Here is a 19,004-nt window from a genome sequence, read left to right as displayed (position 1 = left end):
CAGCATATTCCGTCTGTTTGATGTACTCTCCTTAAGGGGGCAAAATATCGGTTGGGAGGCTGATATGGACGACCTTCGAGATGCCGCAGCCGGCGGGGAGACACGCTGGACCTCGCCGCCGCTGCCGGCAACTTCAGCTGAATACATTACCGTGCTCTCGCACTATCACCGCGCGGAAATGGGCCGCATGGCAGGCTGGCGCGACCGGATAGACCGAACAACCAACTGGGCCATCACCGGCGTTGCGGCAATGCTGTCGCTCTCCCTCTCAACGCCGACATCCCACCATGGCGTCCTGATCTTCGCCATGATCCTGGTACAGCTGCTGCTCCTGATCGAGGCACGCCGATACCGCTTTTTCGATGTTTATCGTGGCCGCGTTCGCAAGCTCGAGAAGCACTATTTCGCTCAGATCCTCGATCCGATGCCGGATCCGGACACCAAATGGGGCCACCTGATCGGCGAGGATCTGCGCAGACCGAAATTCATGATCTCTACCCGGGCAGCAATGTCGCGGCGGCTGCGCCGCAACTATATCTGGATGTTCATGGTCCTGCTCCTCGCCTGGGTATTGAAGATTTCGACGCCGAAACTGCAGGATGGCGGGGCGGTACATGATGTGGCCGGATCGCTGGCCGAGATCGTCCGCAACGCCACCTTTGGACCGCTCCCCGGCTGGCTCGTGGTGGCCGGCGTGGTGATGTTCTATGTGTGGCTCGGCTATCTCGCGCTGCTGACCGACCCGGACGAAAAAGAGCACGGCGAAGTCCACGTCTGAACGACGAGAACCTATAAACATAGATGCGAGGCAGTATTGGTACGCCCAAGGGGAATCGAACCCCTGTTTGCGCCGTGAGAGGGCGCCGTCCTGACCGCTAGACGATGGGCGCTTAGCGAGTTGCTTCTCGCGGTATAATCAAGCTGGCGGTAAAGTGCAATAATGATTTGTTGCTGTCGTAATCCGACAGCCTGCCCTACTTCCCGGGAGCCTCGCCAATGCGCGCCACGACGCGCTTTGTTGCAACGTCATAGACCAGAATCTGCCGCGTGCCGTCGGCAAGCCGTGTTTCCAGCGAAAGCGAATTGTTCGACAGATTGTGGGAAAGGATGCGCGTGCCGGGTTCGAGCGTGATCGATTCGCCGGCCAATGCCTCGCCGATCGGCTGCCCCGGAACCGTCTGGTGCACCGCCGCTGCGACCTCGGGAACCGGCTGGTTAATCTTGTAGACAATCGCCGCCAGCACGGCCATAAGACCCACAACCATGATGCCGATGGATACGGCGAGCAGCCGTATCATCTTGCGGCGCACCCGCTCCATCGCCGGATCGAGCGGCTGTTCTTCCGCATCGAGTTCTTGGTTGATTTGAGCCATTAAGGCATCTCCGAGGTTTCGAAACCAAGCCTCTGTAACGAAGGGACGCGGTCTTTGAAAGAGTTAATTACCGATAGCGAAGCGGCTGGCAAGCGGCTGGATGCGTGGCTTTCAGCCCAATTGGCGCCCGATCTGTCGCGCAATCGCATCCAGTCGCTTATCGGCGAAGGCCAGGTCAGCATCGACGGCAGGGTTATCCGCGAAGCCAAGCACAAGCTGCGCGAAGGCGCGAGCATCGCGATTGCCGTCCCCGAACCCGTGGATGCAACGCCGCAGGGCGAGGAAATCGCCCTCGATATTCTTTACGAGGATAGCGATCTCATCGTCATCAACAAGCCCGCCGGCCTCGTCGTTCATCCAGGCAACGGCAATTGGAGCGGCACACTCGTCAATGCGCTGATCCACCACTGCGGCGATACATTATCGGGCATTGGCGGGGTAAAGCGCCCGGGTATCGTCCATCGCCTCGACAAGGAAACCAGCGGCGTCATGGTCGTTGCGAAGAACGATCTCGCGCATCGCCATCTGAGCGCCCAGTTTGCCGACCATGGGCGGACGGGCGATCTGGAACGCGCCTATCTCGCGATCGTCTGGGGCACGCCCGATCGCAAGACCGGGACCGTGGACGCACCCCTCGGCCGATCCCACCGCGACCGCACCAAGCAGGCCGTGGTACATGAGGAGCGCGACGACGCCCGCCACGCCGTCACCCATTTCGAGGTCATGGAGAAATTCGGCGCGAAGGACGACGCGACCGCCCTTGCTGCCTTGATCGAATGCCGGCTCGAAACGGGGCGCACGCATCAGATACGCGTACACATGGCGCATATCGGCCATCCTCTCGTCGGGGATCTCGACTATGGCAGCGCCTATAAGACCAAGGCGAACAAATTGGCCGAACCGCTGCAGGGGATCGTCAAGAGCTTTACGCGCCAGGCGCTCCACGCGCAGCTTCTCGCCTTCGAACATCCTTCGACAGGCGAAGTCATGCACTTTGAAGCGCCCGTGCCGCCGGATATGGCCGAGTTACTTGACGCCTTCCGCACAACTGCGCTTTAATAAGCAGCGGAACATTCTTTGCCATGCCACGTTTTAGTGAACGCAAACCCCAAACATGACTCTATTGTTCACGTTTATGTGACAGCTTGTTTCGTCGCTTAATAGATCGTGATTTTGACAAAATAGTACCTATATGTTGATGGCACGAATCCGCCAGCGCCAATTTGTGGGTGGCCGGATGTTGCGGACCTGCCGATAATGGGGGTTCATTTCAAATGAGGAGGGTGCCCTGTGGCCCAAAATCTTCCTAGTGTTCTCGGCGGGGATGGTGGACTGACCCGCTACCTTGAAGAAATCCGACGCTTTCCGATGCTCGAGCCGCAAGAAGAGTACATGCTCGCCAAGCGGTATCTTGAGCATTCCGATCCGAAAGCGGCACACAAGCTCGTCACCAGCCATCTGCGTCTCGTCGCCAAGATTGCGATGGGATATCGCGGCTATGGCCTGCCGATCGGTGAAGTCATTTCCGAAGGCAATGTCGGCCTGATGCAGGCTGTGAAGCGTTTCGAACCGGAGCGCGGCTTCCGCCTTGCAACCTATGCGATGTGGTGGATCAAGGCCTCTATCCAGGAATATGTCCTGCGCTCGTGGAGCCTGGTCAAGATGGGCACGACCGCCAACCAGAAGCGCCTGTTCTTCAACCTGCGTAAGGTGAAGAGCAAGATTCAGGCGCTCGACGATGGCGATTTGAACCCGGAACAGGTCAAGGAGATCGCAACGCGACTCAGCGTATCGGAAGACGAGGTCATTTCGATGAACCGACGCCTTTCCGGCGATGCTTCGCTCAATGCGCCGATCCGCTCGGCCGACGGCGAAGCCGGCGGCGACTGGCAGGACTGGTTGGTCGACGACCACGACAGCGCCGAGGACATGCTGATCGAGCAGGACGAACTCGAAAGCCGGCGGGAAATGCTGTCCGGTGCGATGTCGTCGCTCAATGACCGCGAACGCCGTATCTTCCAGGCGCGGCGCCTGGCAGATGATCCGGTCACACTCGAGGATCTGTCGACCGAGTTCGGCATCAGCCGCGAGCGTGTACGCCAGATCGAGGTCCGCGCTTTCGAAAAGGTGCAGGATGCCGTCAAGGCAGCCGCCATCAAGCAGCAGAAGGCGCTCGTCTCGATGAGTGACAGTCGCTAGTTCCGCCAGCACTGAACGCAAAAAAGGCCGCTCGAAGCGGCCTTTTTCATATCATCACGCGTAATCCTAACCGCCGGCCTTGTCTGCCCAGGATTTCAGGACGTCGTTGAAAACCTTCTCGCCGGGCAAGCCCTTTTCGAGCGTGATCAGCGCCCGGCGTCCGGTCTTGTAAGCAATCGGAATATCGATCCACGATTGGCGGCCCATCAGGGCCATGTTGGTATCGACCGCCGTTTTGGCGTCGTTCATCGCAATGATGAAGAAGTTGTCCGCGATCTTCGCCGGTATGGCGACGAGGGGGCTGCCCGGCGCCTGTTCCGTATCCTTGAAGGTCATGCGCGAGACATTTTCGATCGACCCGCCGGGGAAGCCTTCCGGAACGGTAAAGATCATCTCGACGAGATGGCTCGCGGGCAAGGTCTTGTCGCCATTGCGCCGGATGATCATGCGCAGGTTTATGCCTCGGCCAGGAATGGTAACCTCAGCCTTGATCGCAGGTTCCGGCGGCAGGTCGTTGCCGGGCGATTCCTGCACCACTGACCAGACGACCGCGCCAGCATCGGCGGTTCCGGCTTCCTGCCCGGAGCGTTCCTCATAGAAGAAGGCTTTTTGTCCGATCGGCAGGGCGGCCGGTTGCTGTGTCTGGCCTGCGGCCTGCTGTTCGGCCGGGGGTGCGGCCGGCTTTGCCGATTGGTCCGGTGTCGATGCCGCAACGGACGTTCCCTCGCCGAGCGAAGGCTTGTCGTTGGCGGGACCGGGATTGACCTCCTGTCCATCCGGCATCAGGCGCTGCGTCAGCTTCGGCTCGGGTTTGGGCTCGGTGCTCTCCGGCGTTGCGGCTGGCGCAGTGGCTTGCGGCGTCGGTGCAGGCGCGGCTGGCTCGGCGGGAGTCGTGGCCGGCGCATTGTTGGCGGTTTCCGCAGGCGCCTGCGGTTCGGTCTTGGAACTGGTCAGGCTGGCAAGCCAGGTCTTGGCCGCTGAAGCTTGTTCGGAAAGCTTGTCCTTGTAGACCCATCCGGCATAGCCGCCACCGGCAATGACCAGGAGAAGGCCAAGAATGGCGAGGAGCGGCACCAGCGACTTCTTCGGCGCCGAGCGCTTTAGGGGGCCGCGCGTGTACACGCCATAATCGCCCGCCCCGCGATCTTCCGCGGCGACCGTCAGATCGTTTTCGTCTTCTTCTTCCGGGCCTCGGCCAGATTTATTGCGTGCGGCAAACCCGGTCGCGGATTCAGCCAATACATCTTCGTCAGGAAGCCTGTCGTCCTCGGGCTCGCTCCGCTTATCGATGCCGGCGCCGTGGCTTGTCAGAAAATCTTCAAGGGCGTCGGGCTGCGAACCTATCTTCGTGAAGCCCGGCGTTACGCTGGGCGGCGCGGGCTTGGGTGGCTCCGGCGGTGCAGGCAGGGGTTCCGGCGCCTTGATTTCAGGCTCCGGTTCCGGATCCATGATGGGCGTAAACTTGAAGTGCGGCGGCGTCGATGATGGTGGCGGTGAGACCGGCTTTGCTTCCACCGGCGGTGGCGGCGTATCCTCGATGGCCGGCGTGAATTCCGACTCTACCTCGGCGATAGCGTCTTCGAGCGCCCTTATCTGGCGCGTCGCCGCGGCTTCCGGGGCGTTCAGCGCCGCAAGCTTCTGCTCAATCGTTGCACGAGCTTTTGCATATACACGTTGACGAAGTTCGGGCGTTGGGTCCGCGATCCCGTCAATTGTTTTCCTCAATACTGCAACGAAGTCTGCCATTCACCCAAACCTATGGTTTTGCTGTGAGATTCTAGGACAATCCGAGTCTAGTCATGAAACGGATCGGTAACAAGTATCGTGTCGTCGCGTTCGGGGCTGGTGGACAGCAAAGCGATCGGCGCGCCGATCAATTCCTCGATATAGCGCACATACTTGACTGCCTGCGCCGGAAGCTCGCTCCAGCTCCGTGCGCCGGCCGTGGTTCCCTTCCAGCCTTCGAGCGTCTCGTAGACGGGCTTGACCCGCGCCTGCTGACCCTGCCCCGCCGGAAGATAATCGATCACTTCGCCGTCGAGTTCGTAGCCGGTGCAAACCTTGATCTCCTCGAGGCCATCGAGGACATCGAGCTTTGTGAGCGCGATCCCGCTGATGCCGTTATTGGCAACCGCCTGGCGCACCAGCACCGCGTCGAACCAGCCGCAACGGCGCTTGCGCCCGGTAACCGTCCCGAATTCGTGACCGCGCTCGCCGAGGAACTGCCCGACTTCATTCTGCTGTTCTGTCGGGAAGGGCCCCTCGCCGACGCGCGTCGTGTAGGCCTTGGTGATGCCAAGCACATAATGCAGGGAGCCAGGGCCAATGCCCGAACCTGCGGAAGCCTGCCCGGCAACGGTGTTGGATGAGGTAACGAACGGATAGGTACCATGGTCTATGTCGAGGAGCGTGCCTTGCGCCCCCTCGAAAAGGATACGCTCGCCGGCCCGCTTCTTCTGGTCGAGCACATACCACACACGGTCCATGAAGGGCAGGATGTGCGGTGCGGCGTCGTTGAGTTCAGCGAGAAGCTTTTCCCCATCGACCTCTTCGATGCCGAGACCACGGCGAAGCGGATTGTGGTGCGCAAGCAGGCGCTCGATCTTTGCCGGCAGCGTGTCCGGGTCGGCAAGGTCGAGAACATGAATGGCGCGGCGTCCCACCTTGTCCTCATAGGCTGGACCAATGCCGCGGCCGGTGGTGCCGATCTTGGTGCCCGCGTTCGAAGCTTCCCGCCGCCGGTCAAGTTCGCCATGGATCGACAGGATCAGGGTCGTATTTTCGGCGATTTTCAGCGTATCCGGGGTAATGACCACGCCCTGGGCTTCCAGTTTCTTCTTCTCGGCGATGAAGGCATGCGGATCGAAAACGACGCCGTTGCCGATGATCGACAGCTTGCCGGGACGCACGACGCCGGAGGGCAGGAGTGACAGCTTATAGGTGACGCCATCGACGACCAGCGTATGACCTGCATTGTGACCGCCCTGAAAGCGAACGATGATATCTGCCCGTTCGGAAAGCCAATCAACGATCTTTCCCTTGCCCTCATCACCCCACTGGGAACCGATCACAACAACATTTGCCATTCAAAACTCCTCGAGTCATAACCTCGTCGTGCATTTTTCTTCAAATGCGGTGCTTCTATACAGGCTGGTTCATAAAAGCGCGACAATTCTTTCGGCTATCACGCAACCTATTTACCTTTATCCTGGCAATAAACGTCCCTGCCGTTGCATCCAGATAGTGGTTTCGCAACCACCCCGAATAGATTGCAAAACATGAATCGAACCGCCTACATATTTCTGCTGCTAACCGCGCTTTTTTGGGGCGGCAATGCTGTTGCCGGCAAGTTTGCAGTCGGCCATATCTCGCCGATGCTCCTCACGCTTTTGCGCTGGCTGCTCGCCTTTCTGATCATTGCCGCCATCAGCGTCAGACAAGTGCAGCGCGACTGGACAATGCTGCGCAAACATTTGTGGTTGCTCGCCGCCCTTGGCGCCTTCGGCTTCACCTTCTTCAACATGGCGCTCTACAGCGCACTCAACTATACGTCCGCGATTAACGTTACGATCGAGCAGGCCGGCATACCGATGGTGATTTTCGTTGCAAATCTCCTGCTGTTCGGCACGCCCGTTCGCGCCGGGCAGATCATCGGCTTCAGCCTTTCCCTCGTTGGCGTAGCGCTGACCGCGGGCCACGGCAGCTTCAGCCAATTGGCCCGGCTTGAAGTCAATTTTGGCGACGCGCTGATGATCCTCGCAGTCCTGCTCTATAGCGGTTACACGGTGGCACTGCGGTTCCGGCCCGCGATCAACTGGCAGAGCCTGATGACGGCAATGACCTTTTTCGCGTTTCTGACCGCGATCCCGTTCACGCTCTGGGAATGGCAGCGCGGCGCGCTGATGCCGCCGGACACGACCGGCGCCATGGTCGTCCTCTATACCGCTATCTTGCCTTCACTTGCCGCACAGGTGCTTTTCCTCAAGGGCGTCGAATATATCGGCGCCAACCGCGCCGGCCTCTTCATCAATGCGGTCCCGATCTTCGGTACGCTTCTCGCGGTGGCCTTGCTCCGCGAAGAGTTCCACCCTTACCACGGCAGCGCCCTTGTGCTTGTGCTTGGCGGCATCTGGATCGCCGAACTCAGCGGACGCAAGCATGCCGCGATCAGCGAAGCTGGCGGACCATGAAACGCGCGTCCTCCGAATAGGTTTTGAGCTTTGCTTCAAGCTCTGGCAGGTTTTCTGTCTTGAAGCCCTGCTTTTCCCAGAATCCAACCGAGTTGTTGACCGAGACCAGAGACATATTGGCGAGGTCTTCCCGCCTGGCCTGCTCGGCAAGAATGGCAACAATGCGCGCCGCTGCGCCGCTACCGCGGGCCGTCGGCATGAGGGCGATATCGTGCAGGTAGTAGGTGGAAGGTTGGGCGGGTAATTCGACGAGCAGGCTATTGAGCGCAGGCATCGCATAAAGTTGCCACGGGTGGGTGACCGCGTAGCCGTGAAGAGCGCCGCCGGGCGATTCGAGCACGAAACAGCCATCGCCATAAAGCCGCATGCGCTCGCGAAAAACGCTGTCATCCTCCGGGAAATCCGGGTGGATGACTTCGGCCATGGCAGTGATGGAAGCAAGGTCCCTCGCTTCCATCAAACGCCAACGGAGATCGCTATGTTCGGATGCCATGACCGACATCCGTACAATCAAGCGATGTTGAATTCCAGCGGTTTGGCCGAAACAATTGCCTTGTTGACCCGTAGTTCCTCAAGGACATTGTCCGGGATGCGCTCGTCGAGATAGAGCATGGCAATGGCATTGCCGCCGGGCGCATCGCGCCCAAGCGCGAAGTTGGCGATGTTGACCTTATTGTTGCCGCAGATCGTACCAAGCAAGCCGATCATGCCCGGCGTATCGTTATTGGTCGTATAGAGCATATGCTGCCCGACCTCCGCGTCGAGGTTGATACCCTTGATCTGGATGAAGCGCGGCTTGCCATCGGAGAAGCAGGTGCCGGCGATCGAGCGTGTCATCGACGCCGACTTCACCGTCAGTTTGATATACCCGTCGAACACGCCGGATTTGTCACGACGGATCTCGGAAACGATGATGCCGCGTTCCTTCACCATGATCGGCGCGGAAACCATGTTCACATCGGCGACCTGCGGACGGATGAGACCGGCTAGCGTCGCGCTGAGCAATGCCCGCGTATTCATCGCCGCCGTCGCTCCATCGAACAGCACTTCGACTTCCTCGATCGGCTCTTCCGTAACCTGGCCGACGAAAGCACCAAGGACTTCGGCAAGCTTGACGAAGGGCTTGAGGCGCGGCGCTTCTTCCGCGGTGATCGAAGGCATGTTGATCGCGTTGGAAACCGCGCCCTTGATCAGGTAATCCGACATTTGCTCTGCGACCTGCAGGGCGACGTTTTCCTGCGCTTCGCTGGTCGATGCGCCGAGGTGCGGTGTGCACACGACGTTCGGCAGATGGAACAACTCGTTATCGGTAGCAGGCTCGACTTCGAAGACGTCAATGCCGGCGCCGGCGACCTTGCCGGATTTGAGGGCGGCGACGAGGTCCTTCTCGACGATGAGACCGCCGCGGGCACAGTTGATGATGCGAACACCGTCCTTCATCTTGGCGATCGCGTCGGCGTTGATGATGCCGCGCGTCTTGTCGGTCATCGGCGTATGCAGGCTGATGAAATCGGCACGGGTCAGAAGCTCGTCGAGTTCGACCTTCTCAACGCCGAGTTCCTCCGCCCTCCCCTCGGAAAGGAACGGATCGAAGGCAATGACATGCATTTTGAGGCCAACGCCGCGCGTGGCGACGATCGAGCCGATATTGCCGCAGCCGATAACACCGAGCGTCTTGCCGGTGATCTCGACACCCATGAAACGGTTCTTTTCCCACTTGCCGGCGCGCGTTGAAGCATCGGCCTCAGGCAGTTCGCGGGCGACGGCGAACATCAATGCAACGGCGTGCTCAGCCGTTGTGATCGAATTGCCGAAGGGGGTATTCATGACGATGATACCGCGGCGAGAAGCAGCCGGGATGTCGACATTGTCGACGCCGATACCGGCGCGGCCAATGACCTTGAGGTTCTTCGCTGCGCTAATCAGCTTCTCGGTGACCTTTGTCGCCGAGCGAATGGCAAGGCCATCATATTGGCCAATAACCTCAAGCAGCTTGTCCTTGTCCTTGCCGAGATCCGGCAGGTAATCGACTTCGACACCGTGATCCTTGAAGATCTGGACGGCGGTGGGGGAGAGTTTGTCGGATACGAGTACGCGCGGTGCCATCATGGCCTCCATCGTTGAAATCGGATAAATGGGAGGGGCGGCCGCAATGCTGCGGCCGGCTTTAGCCTGGAGACCTAGGCGGCCTTCTTCAGTTCGGCCTTCTGGGCTTCGAACGCCCAATCCAGCCACAGCATCAAGGCCTCGAGGTCAGCCGTCTCGACAGTGGCGCCGGCCCAGATACGCAGACCCGACGGAGCATCGCGATAGGCACCGATATCGTAGGCGACGGCTTCCTTTTCGAGGGCAGCTACGAGGTTCTTGGCAAAGCTGGCCTGAGCGTCGGCATCGAGCGCGGTGATCTCAGGATCGACGATGGTCAGGCAAACGGAGGTGTTCGACCGGGTTGCCGGATCCTTTGCCAGATTGGCAAGCCATGGCGTACGTTCGACAAAGGCGTCGATCGCCGCGAAGTTCCTGTCGGCGCGGGCAACGAGTCCATCGAGGCTTCCCACCGACTTCGCCCAGTTCAACGCATCAAGGTAATCCTCGACGCAGAGCATGGAGGGGGTGTTAATCGTCTCGCCGGAGAAAATGCCTTCGATGAGCTTGCCGCCGGAGGTGAGGCGGAAAATCTTCGGCAGGGGCCAAGCAGGTTTATAGGTCAAAAGCCGCTCGACCGCGCGCGGGCTGAGGATGAGCATGCCGTGTGCGCCCTCCCCGCCGAGAACCTTCTGCCAGGAGAAGGTGACGACATCGAGCTTGGCGAAATCAAGGCGCTGTGCGAATGCGGCCGAGGTTGCGTCGCAGATGGTGAGGCCCTTGCGGTCCGCAGGGATGAAGTCGCCGCTCGGAACGCGCACGCCGGACGTTGTGCCGTTCCAGGTAAAGACCACGTCGCGGTCGAAATCGATCTTGGAAAGGTCTGGCAGTTCGCCGTAGCCGGCTTCGATCGTGCGGGCATCGGCGAGCTTCAGCTGTTTGACGACATCGGTCACCCAGCCGGCGCCGAAGCTTTCCCATGCGACCATGTCGACGCCGCGCTCGCCCAGCAGTGACCAGAGCGCCATTTCGACGGCGCCCGTATCGGAGGCCGGAACGATGCCGATGCGGTAATCGGCAGGAACTTGCAAAATCTCACGGGTAAGGTCGATGGCCTGCTTCAGCTTGGTCTTGCCGACCTTGGCGCGATGCGAACGGCCAAGCGCTGCATCGGAAAGCGCAGCATGCGACCATCCGGGACGTTTAGCACAGGGACCTGATGAAAAATTGGGATTAGCCGGGCGCTGGGCCGGCTTTACAAGCGTAGTCATGTTTTCTCCTATCCTCACAGATAGCACGCCTCTCGTTGGGGAGAGGTGGCCCACTCCGGGACCTAGGAGAAATGTCGCTGGCAGTCAAGAAATATGTTTGGCTGCGACATGAATTTCTGGCGAACTCCAACGAAAACGGCAGGTGCTGACACCTGCCGTTGAAGTTCGACGGTTCACTCAATCAGAAAGCGTAACGAACGCCGACCTTGAAGTCGTGGGAGGTAATATCCTTGAACTTGAAGGGTTCAGGATTTTCGCGGGTCAGCGAGTTGATGTAGTTAAAGGCATTGTCGGTTTTGCCGTCGCCGAGATCGACATAGCTGTAGCCGATATCGATGGTCATGCGATCGGTCGCCTTGATGCCGACACCGGCGTGCAGCGCCCAGGCGAGTTCCCACTGCGAGGCGCTGCCGGCATAGCCGCCGCCGCCAGTAATGATATTGTTGTCGGTGAAGCCCGAAATCGTATTGCGCGATGCGCCGATACCCGCGCCTACATAGGGCGTGATTCCGGCATAGGTACCAAGGTCAGCATAGGCATTGGCGAGGAACAGCCATTCCGACTTCTTGGCATGGTATTCATTTGTGGCCGCGTCATCCGTAGTGGTGAGGTCGCCATCGATATCGTAGAAGTCCAGCGCACTGAAATCGGTCTTGCCACGATACTGCCCGGTCACGTCGGCCCGGAGCCAGTCGTTGAACTGGTAGCCGACACCGATCTGCGCCGTCATGCCGGCGTCGAAGTCGCCATCGTTAAAAAAGGTATGATAGGCGGGATCGGCAAACCCGACATAGTCGAGATGATCGAACTGCTGGTTGCTCATGCCGATGTCGCCGCGAAGATACCAACCGCCGAAAGGCGCAACTTCCACCACCGGATCCTGGATCATGTCTGCCGCGAGGGCCGGTGCCGCGCCCAGGCTCATGATAGCTGCGCCCATGGCAGCAAATTTGTTGAATGTGCTCATTACTCTATTCCTCACAAAGCCCCATGGTTGGAAAGCGCGGCGATTGCCACAGATGGTTGTGAGGGAAATATGGGCGTAAAAGGTTAAGTCCCGCTTAACCGTGTTTGTTCACCATGTCTATTAAGGTTAACGGAATACAGCTTTGAGTAGAATGAGACCCTTAACAACAAAACGGGCCCGAATGGGGCCCGCTTTCGTTATTATTTGTTAATGGATTGCGGCCGGTTAGGCCGCCGAAGACGAAATCACGGAAATGATATCGTTGACCACCGCCTCGACCAGCTTGCGGTCGTCGCCCTCCGCCATGACGCGGATCAGCGGTTCGGTGCCGGACGGGCGGATCACAAGGCGGCCGGCCGTGCCGAGACGATCGCGCGCTTCGTCGATCGCGCTTTTCACGTTCTTGTTTTCAAGCGGCTTGCCACCAGTGGTGCGCACATTCTTCAAGAGCTGCGGTACGGGGTCGAACTTGCGGCAAACCTCGCTGACCGGACGTCCCTGTTCCTGCACGACGGCGAGAATCTGCAAGGCGGAGACCAGGCCGTCGCCCGTTGTCGAGAAATCGGACAAAACGATGTGACCGGACTGCTCGCCACCAACATTGAAGCCATGGTTGCGCATGTGCTCGACCACGTAGCGGTCTCCGACCTGCGTGCGGGCGAGGGTCAGTCCCCGGTCCATCAAGAAGCGTTCGAGGCCGAGATTGGACATGACGGTTGCAACGACGCCGCCGCCGACGAGCCTGTCCGTCTCCTGCCACGATTGTGCGATGACCGCCATCAGCTGGTCGCCGTCGATGATGGCGCCATTTTCATCGACGATCAGCACGCGGTCGGCATCGCCATCGAGCGCGATGCCGATATCGGCCCGCACCTCGTGCACCTTCTTGATCAGGCCGAGCGGGTGGGTCGAACCGCAGTCTTCGTTGATGTTGGTGCCGTTCGGCTTGTCGTTGATTGTGATCACTTCCGCCCCGAGTTCCCAGAGGGCGGCAGGAGCGACCTTGTAGGCTGCGCCATTGGCACAGTCGACGACGATCCTGAGGCCCGAGAGCGAGATATTCTTCGGCGTCGTGCGCTTGGCAAATTCGATGTAGCGATAGATGTCGCCATCGACACGCTTGGCGCGTCCGAGATTGTCGAAACTCGACAGGCGATCCGACAGGTTCTCGTCCATCAGACGTTCGATCTGAAGTTCGATCTCGTCGGAAAGCTTGAAACCGTCCGGTCCGAACAGCTTGATGCCATTGTCGAAATAGGGGTTATGTGAAGCCGATATCATCACGCCGATATCGGCGCGCAGCGAGCGGCAGAGCATTGCAACAGCGGGTGTCGGAATCGGGCCGAGCAGGAATACATCCATCCCGGTCGAGGTGAAGCCGGCGACAAGGGCGTTCTCGATCATGTACCCTGAAAGCCGCGTATCCTTGCCGATAACGACGCGGTTGCGGTGCTCGCCGCGCTTGAACGTAAGGCCGACGGCCATGCCGACTTTCATTGCGATGTCGGGGGTCATGGGATAGGCGTTTGCCTGTCCGCGAATGCCATCCGTGCCGAAATATTTGCGCGCCATGCTGGTTATCCGAATCTAGGGCTGTCTGATATCCGGAAAGACAGGAATGCAGCCTCGTGTGCCTGACCTTGGTCTTGTGAAGCTTATTGCAAAAGACCTTCTATTCCGCATCTCACAATTTGTGTAGCGATTATACTTAGGGACAATGCATGAACAATTCGTACAAACGGCCGGTTTTCACCGGCCGTTTGTAGAAGTTGCATCCACCATCAGGATTGTGGCTGGGGCTCAAGACCCTTGTCGGGCTCATCGCCCTTGCGGGGTTTCTTGGCCGATCCGGCCTTCGGAACAGCCGATCCACGCGAGGGCGGGGTATCGTCGCCGAGGTCGCGGGCGGGCTTGCCGCCGGCCATCAAGGCCTTGATTTCCTCGCCCGTCAGCGTCTCATATTCGAGAAGGCCCTCGGCGATGGCGATCCATTCCTTCTTCTTCTTGGTCAGGATTGAACGCGCGTGATTATAGGCATCGTCGATGAGCTTGCGAACTTCCGCGTCGATCAACTGCGCCGTTTCTTCCGAAACGTTCTGGGTGCGGGCAACGGAATGGCCGAGGAACACTTCTTCCTGGTTCTCGCCGTAGGCGACCTGCCCGAGCTTGTCGGAGAAGCCCCAGCGGGTGACCATGGCGCGAGCCAGCTTGGTGGCCTGTTCGATGTCCGAGGACGCGCCCGAGGTGATGTTCTCCTTGCCAAACTTGAGTTCTTCGGCGATGCGCCCGCCCATCATGATGGCAAGGCGTGAGATCATCCACTTGTAGCTCATCGAGTAGCGATCGGCTTCCGGCAACTGCATGACCATGCCGAGCGCACGGCCGCGCGGAATGATCGTTGCCTTGTGCAGCGGATCGGCAACTTCGACGTTGAGTGCGACAATTGCGTGCCCGGCCTCGTGATAGGCGGTGAGTTCCTTCTCGGCCTGCGTCATCGCGGTCGAGCGGCGCTCCGCACCCATCATGATCTTGTCCTTCGCATCCTCGAACTCGAGCATGGTGACAAGGCGCTTGTTGCGGCGGGCGGCCATCAGGGCAGCTTCGTTGACGAGATTCATCAAATCGGCGCCGGAGAAGCCGGGGGTGCCGCGAGCAAGAATCTTGAGGTCGACATTCGGTGCCAGCGGGACGTTGCGCGCGTGCACCTTCAGGATCTTTTCGCGGCCGGTGACGTCCGGATTGGGAACAACGACCTGGCGGTCGAAACGGCCCGGACGCAGCAGCGCAGGATCGAGCACGTCGGGACGGTTGGTTGCGGCGATGAGAATAACACCCTCATTGGCCTCGAAGCCGTCCATCTCGACCAGCAACTGGTTGAGTGTCTGTTCGCGCTCGTCATTGCCGCCGCCGAGACCAGCGCCACGATGGCGACCAACCGCGTCGATTTCATCGATGAAGATGATGCAGGGCGCATTCTTCTTCGCCTGTTCGAACATGTCACGGACACGGGACGCGCCGACACCGACGAACATTTCAACGAAGTCGGAACCAGAGATGGTGAAGAACGGCACGTTGGCTTCGCCGGCAATGGCGCGGGCCAGCAATGTCTTACCTGTGCCGGGAGGGCCTACCAGCAGCACGCCGCGCGGGATGCGCCCGCCGAGCCGCTGGAATTTCTGCGCGTCGCGCAGGAATTCGACGATCTCTTCCAGATCTTCCTTGGCCTCATCAACACCGGCGACATCCTGGAAGGTTACCCGTCCATGCGCCTCGGTCAAAAGCTTGGCCTTGGACTTGCCAAAGCCCATGGCGCCACGCGATCCACCCTGCATCTGGCGCATGAAGAAAATCCACACGCCGAGGATAAGTATCATGGGTAGCCAGGAAATCAGCATGCCGACAAGCGAAGTGGAACCATCGGTCTCCGGACGCGCGGCGATCTGGACATTCTTGCTTTCGAGACGGCCGACGAGGCCGGCATCGCCGGGCGAATAGGTCTGGAAGGTCGAACCATTGTCCGAATAGGTGCCGGTGATGCGATTGCCGGAAATCGTAACGGATTTCACGCGGCCGCTATTCACGTCGGTAATGAACTGCGAATAGGGAACATCACTCGATGCCGAGCGCGAGGTGGGGCTTTGAAAAAGGTTGAACAACGCGATCAGCAGCAAGGCGATAATCGCCCACAGAGCGAAGTTCCTGTAGTTAGGATTCATATCGGGTCCCATCAATCACAACCGCAAGGATGCGGAATTTTAACGTAACATAGGTTCGAAGCGTGGCCTTGCCAAGGCTGGCAGTCAAACTGAGGTCAATTCTTGTTAATCTGGTTTACAGGCAAATCCTTATAAGGCGGTAGGCAAAACAGTTCAGCAAGAACTCTGGCCAAGCTGATATCATAGCTTGAAAGGATATGGTCGAACAGGGAAAGGTGCCGCGTGAGAGCGATGCCTGCAGGCAACTTAGCGTGATCGTCGCGGCAAATTACGGTGGTCATCTCGCCTTCATTTATAATCGCAGGCGAGGATTTCAGTGCACCGGAATGACTGTTGGTGGGGCGTTCTCCTTCGATCGATCCTGTATTCCCGTTCCCGACCGGTACGATCTCGACCGGATTTTTCGTCCAGTTGGTGAGCCGATAGCGCCCGTCCCAGATCGCGGTTTCGCCGGCCCCAACGCTGACTTCAGGCAGCGACCGCAGTTCGCGATAGATGATAGCCTTGTCTCGTTTGACCTCAATCACGCAGCGGCCGAGCGATACGCGCCGGAACGTCCCATCTCCCGCAATATGCTGGATAGCCCTATCACAAATCTCTGCCGCCGGCAGCATCGATAAGCCACCCATCGCCGCGAGAAGGACGCCAACGGCGAGGCGTAGGTCATCCCTGTCGCCGGCAAAAGCCGATCTTTCGATCTCCGCGAGCGTGCCATCGTGCACCGCGACGCTTTTCTGCAAGAGCGCGGCGGCGCCGATATTGTGGGTCATGCGCCGCTTGGTCTTTGTCGCAATATTCGCCAGTATCGACGCGCGCTCCTCATTGCGCAGCGCCTTGCGGATGCGCACGCGTTCATACTTCGGGTCTTCGTTGGATGGATCATCGCGCCAAGCGACGCTGCGTGACCGCAAATAGGCGCGGATCGCCTCGCGGGTTATCCCGAGCAGGGGCCGCACCAGCCAGATCTCGCGTTCGAACAATGTCGCAGGCGCCATTCCGGCAAGCCCCCTGTCGCTGCCTTCGCTGCTCGTTCGCAAACGCCGCATCGCATAGGTTTCGATCTGGTCGTCCTGCGTGTGTCCCGTCAGGATGACGTCCGTATCCGCCTCCCGGGCCGCCTGGCAAAGAAGGCGATATCGCGCGTCGCGCGCCAATGCCGAAAGTGCGGTCTGTGGCTTGGGCTCATCCCAGGCAAGGGTCCGATGCTTGATGCCGAGTTCTGCACACAAAGTTGCTACATAGCCCGCTTCTTCGGCGGCTTCCGGGCGAAGGCGATGATCGACAGTAACGGCAATAATGGCTGGAAACTGCGGCCGCGAAGCGCGCAATTCTGCGAGGAGATGGAGAAGCCCCAGAGAGTCGCTGCCGCCGGAGACGGCAACGATGACCGAGGTCAGTCCCTCGAAATGGACCGAACCAAAAATGCGTTCCGGATCGAGCCCTGTCTCAGCACTTGTTGGCGGCACGCTCACTCTTCACGCGCTCCTTGATCGCCGGCGTAATATTCGGATAGCGCGTTGCGACGGAGGAAAAGGTGGCGCAGGCGACGTCATGATCGCGCATCTTGGCGAGAGTCATGCCGAGCTTTAGCAGGTTCTCCGGGCTCTTCTTTGAATCCGGATACTGCTTGTGATTGTCGAGGAACACCGATGCCGCATCCTGGTAGCGGCCCTGCCCGTAAAGCGACTCGCCGAGCCAGTAACGGGCATCGGGATCGGCCGGATCCTTGGGGAACCGATCGACATGATCACGGAAGGCAAGTTCCGCGCTCTTGTAGTCGCCGGAAAGGAATAGCTGATAGGCCTGGTTGTAAAGCACCTTGGGATCGTCGGTCTGCGGCAAGGCAGCAACCGTCGTGTTGTCGGCCGGCGGATTATCGCTGGCATTACCACCGATCACGTTGCCATTGGCATCAAATTCGATCTGCCCGAGGTCGCGCGGCGGCGCGCCGAGTTGCTCGGAGCCGGACAAATCGACCTGAGGATCAATGGCAGCGGAATCGGTGGTCTGGGGCGCACCCCGCGACGGACCGGAAGAGGCAGAGGCATCCGACGATGCCTCCCCCGTTGTTGTTCGCGGTGACGGGGCGGACGCGACCGTACGATCGCTCTTGCCGCCGGCGTCCGACCGCTTGCCCTTTTCCAGCTCCTGGAAGCGGAACTCGTTGTCTTCCTGTACTTTGCGCATCTGCTCCTGCATTTGCAGGATCTGGAAGTTCAGTTCCTCAACCTTGCCGGTGAGCTGCCTGATCTGCTCCTCGAGCTGGCTCACCCGCGGATCGCCTGCCTGGGCCAGGATGACGGGAGCTTTGCTGGGTGCAATCTCCGCCTTTGGCGCAGGCGGAAAAAATCCACCGCTCAAATCCATGGCGTGGCCTACGCCGGTTGCCAGAAATGGCATAACCGTCAGTGCCAGAACCATTCTCTTAAGTCCTTTGTTCATTCCTTTTACCGCCCCTGATATGGGAATTGAAACACCGCCATGATTGCGGCCGCCCTATCTAACACGAGCAATGTGACTTCGGCCAAATTTTGTTAGCCGCGCGTCAAAACAAAAAAAGCGGCCCGAAAGCCGCCTTTTCCGTCGATAAAATCGAAGTCTGCTTAGCTGCCAGCGCCGCCGAGAACGGTGATGGCGCGGCGATTCTGCGACCAGCACGATTCGCTGTCGCAAACGGCAACCGGGCGCTCGTTACCGTAGGAGATGGTCTTGATGCGGCCGGCTGGAACACCCTGAGATGCCAGATAGTTGCGTGTCGCAGCAGCACGGCGCTGACCGAGAGCAAGGTTGTATTCGCGCGTGCCGCGCTCGTCGGCATGGCCTTCGACGGTGATCGCATAGTTCGGGTAACGCTTCAGCCACTGTGCCTGCTTGGACAGGGTCTGCTGAGCATCACCACGGATGACCGAGGAGTCGACATCGAAGAAGATGCGGTCGCCGACATTGACGGTGAAGTCTTGCGTCGAGCCCGGTGTCGCGCTGCCAGCAAGGCCAAGGTCGCCGGCGCTGTTGGGCATGTTTTTCTTCGAGGCGCAACCCGCGATTGCGAGAGACATGAACAGTGCAACGACAAGTGGACTGCGTGCGATCATTTCGAACCGGCGCATGGCCTGAACTCCTTAAGAACTGAATTGTTTCGGTGAACAACCAGTAACCATATTGAGGTTAAGGCGAGTTCAAGAAACAGGGTTAATCGCCTCTTA

16 protein-coding genes and 1 tRNA gene are annotated in these 19,004 nt (G+C 59.3%); 4 read left to right on the top strand and 13 right to left on the bottom strand.

Features of this window, described 5'->3' with window-relative positions; translation table 11 throughout:
- The first annotated feature begins 64 nt into the window (after positions 1-64).
- Positions 65-778, top strand: coding sequence for a DUF2270 domain-containing protein (locus tag GF108_RS05770; protein WP_153667172.1), 714 nt, complete (start codon positions 65-67; stop codon positions 776-778).
- A gap of 37 nt (positions 779-815) precedes the next feature.
- On the opposite strand, the gene GF108_RS05765 is transcribed toward GF108_RS05770, so the two are convergent.
- Positions 816-890, bottom strand: a tRNA-Glu gene (locus GF108_RS05765).
- Positions 891-974: 84 nt separating this feature from the next.
- The gene (locus GF108_RS05760) at positions 975-1,373 is read right to left on the bottom strand and encodes a fimbrial protein (RefSeq protein ID WP_153667171.1); all 399 of its coding nucleotides are present in this window, start codon (positions 1,371-1,373) and stop codon (positions 975-977) included.
- A 54-nt stretch (positions 1,374-1,427) separates the two neighbouring features.
- Here GF108_RS05760 and GF108_RS05755 point away from each other — a divergent pair, with 54 nt between their 5' ends.
- Both GF108_RS05755 and rpoH read left to right on the top strand, forming a co-directional pair.
- Positions 1,428-2,432, top strand: a complete 1,005-nt coding sequence (locus GF108_RS05755; RefSeq protein WP_153667170.1) for an RluA family pseudouridine synthase — start codon at positions 1,428-1,430, stop codon at positions 2,430-2,432.
- Positions 2,433-2,663: 231 nt separating this feature from the next.
- On the top strand, positions 2,664-3,572 hold the full coding sequence (gene rpoH, locus GF108_RS05750; RefSeq protein WP_027231278.1) for an RNA polymerase sigma factor RpoH: 909 nt from the start codon (positions 2,664-2,666) through the stop codon (positions 3,570-3,572).
- Between the two features lie 66 nt (positions 3,573-3,638).
- On the opposite strand, the gene GF108_RS22685 is transcribed toward rpoH, so the two are convergent.
- Complete coding sequence (locus tag GF108_RS22685) at positions 3,639-5,318, bottom strand: transcriptional regulator (RefSeq protein WP_153667169.1); 1,680 nt, start codon at positions 5,316-5,318, stop codon at positions 3,639-3,641.
- 47 nt (positions 5,319-5,365) lie between these two features.
- Positions 5,366-6,658 carry an adenylosuccinate synthase gene (locus GF108_RS05740; protein ID WP_091921156.1) on the bottom strand — a complete coding sequence of 431 codons (1,293 nt, stop codon included), beginning with the start codon at positions 6,656-6,658 and terminating at the stop codon, positions 5,366-5,368.
- A gap of 192 nt (positions 6,659-6,850) precedes the next feature.
- On the opposite strand from GF108_RS05740, the gene GF108_RS05735 reads away from it, so the two are divergent.
- Positions 6,851-7,762 (top strand): DMT family transporter, encoded by a 912-nt coding sequence (locus GF108_RS05735; protein ID WP_153667168.1) that lies wholly within the window; start codon positions 6,851-6,853, stop codon positions 7,760-7,762.
- Here the strand turns inward: GF108_RS05735 and GF108_RS05730 are convergent.
- The 9 genes from GF108_RS05730 to pal form a co-directional block, all read right to left on the bottom strand.
- Complete coding sequence (locus GF108_RS05730) at positions 7,740-8,255, bottom strand: GNAT family N-acetyltransferase (protein WP_153667167.1); 516 nt, start codon at positions 8,253-8,255, stop codon at positions 7,740-7,742. The genes GF108_RS05735 and GF108_RS05730 overlap by 23 nt on opposite strands.
- Before the next feature lie 17 nt (positions 8,256-8,272).
- Positions 8,273-9,868, bottom strand: coding sequence for a phosphoglycerate dehydrogenase (serA, locus tag GF108_RS05725; RefSeq protein ID WP_027231273.1), 1,596 nt, complete (start codon positions 9,866-9,868; stop codon positions 8,273-8,275).
- A gap of 74 nt (positions 9,869-9,942) precedes the next feature.
- Complete coding sequence (locus GF108_RS05720; protein ID WP_153667166.1) at positions 9,943-11,118, bottom strand: phosphoserine transaminase; 1,176 nt, start codon at positions 11,116-11,118, stop codon at positions 9,943-9,945.
- Between the two features lie 181 nt (positions 11,119-11,299).
- Positions 11,300-12,085, bottom strand: coding sequence for an outer membrane protein (locus tag GF108_RS05715; protein ID WP_153667165.1), 786 nt, complete (start codon positions 12,083-12,085; stop codon positions 11,300-11,302).
- 225 nt (positions 12,086-12,310) lie between these two features.
- Complete coding sequence (glmM, locus tag GF108_RS05710) at positions 12,311-13,657, bottom strand: phosphoglucosamine mutase (protein WP_027231270.1); 1,347 nt, start codon at positions 13,655-13,657, stop codon at positions 12,311-12,313.
- 209 nt (positions 13,658-13,866) lie between these two features.
- Positions 13,867-15,801, bottom strand: coding sequence for an ATP-dependent zinc metalloprotease FtsH (gene ftsH / locus GF108_RS05705; RefSeq protein WP_027231269.1), 1,935 nt, complete (start codon positions 15,799-15,801; stop codon positions 13,867-13,869).
- Between the two features lie 95 nt (positions 15,802-15,896).
- Positions 15,897-17,273 carry a tRNA lysidine(34) synthetase TilS gene (gene tilS, locus GF108_RS05700; protein WP_153667164.1) on the bottom strand — a complete coding sequence of 459 codons (1,377 nt, stop codon included), beginning with the start codon at positions 17,271-17,273 and terminating at the stop codon, positions 15,897-15,899.
- Complete coding sequence (gene ybgF, locus GF108_RS05695; protein ID WP_246663840.1) at positions 17,248-18,222, bottom strand: tol-pal system protein YbgF; 975 nt, start codon at positions 18,220-18,222, stop codon at positions 17,248-17,250. The genes tilS and ybgF overlap by 26 nt, the downstream gene beginning before the upstream one ends.
- Positions 18,223-18,404: 182 nt before the next feature.
- Positions 18,405-18,908, bottom strand: coding sequence for a peptidoglycan-associated lipoprotein Pal (pal, locus tag GF108_RS05690; protein WP_036813673.1), 504 nt, complete (start codon positions 18,906-18,908; stop codon positions 18,405-18,407).
- Positions 18,909-19,004: the final 96 nt, after the last annotated feature.

The sequence above is a fragment of the Phyllobacterium sp. SYP-B3895 genome, from assembly GCF_009647635.1.
In the GTDB taxonomy this organism is placed as follows: domain Bacteria; phylum Pseudomonadota; class Alphaproteobacteria; order Rhizobiales; family Rhizobiaceae; genus Phyllobacterium; species Phyllobacterium pellucidum.
The sequence above is the reverse complement of the archived record's forward strand: the minus strand, read 5'-3'. Positions and strand labels throughout refer to the sequence as shown.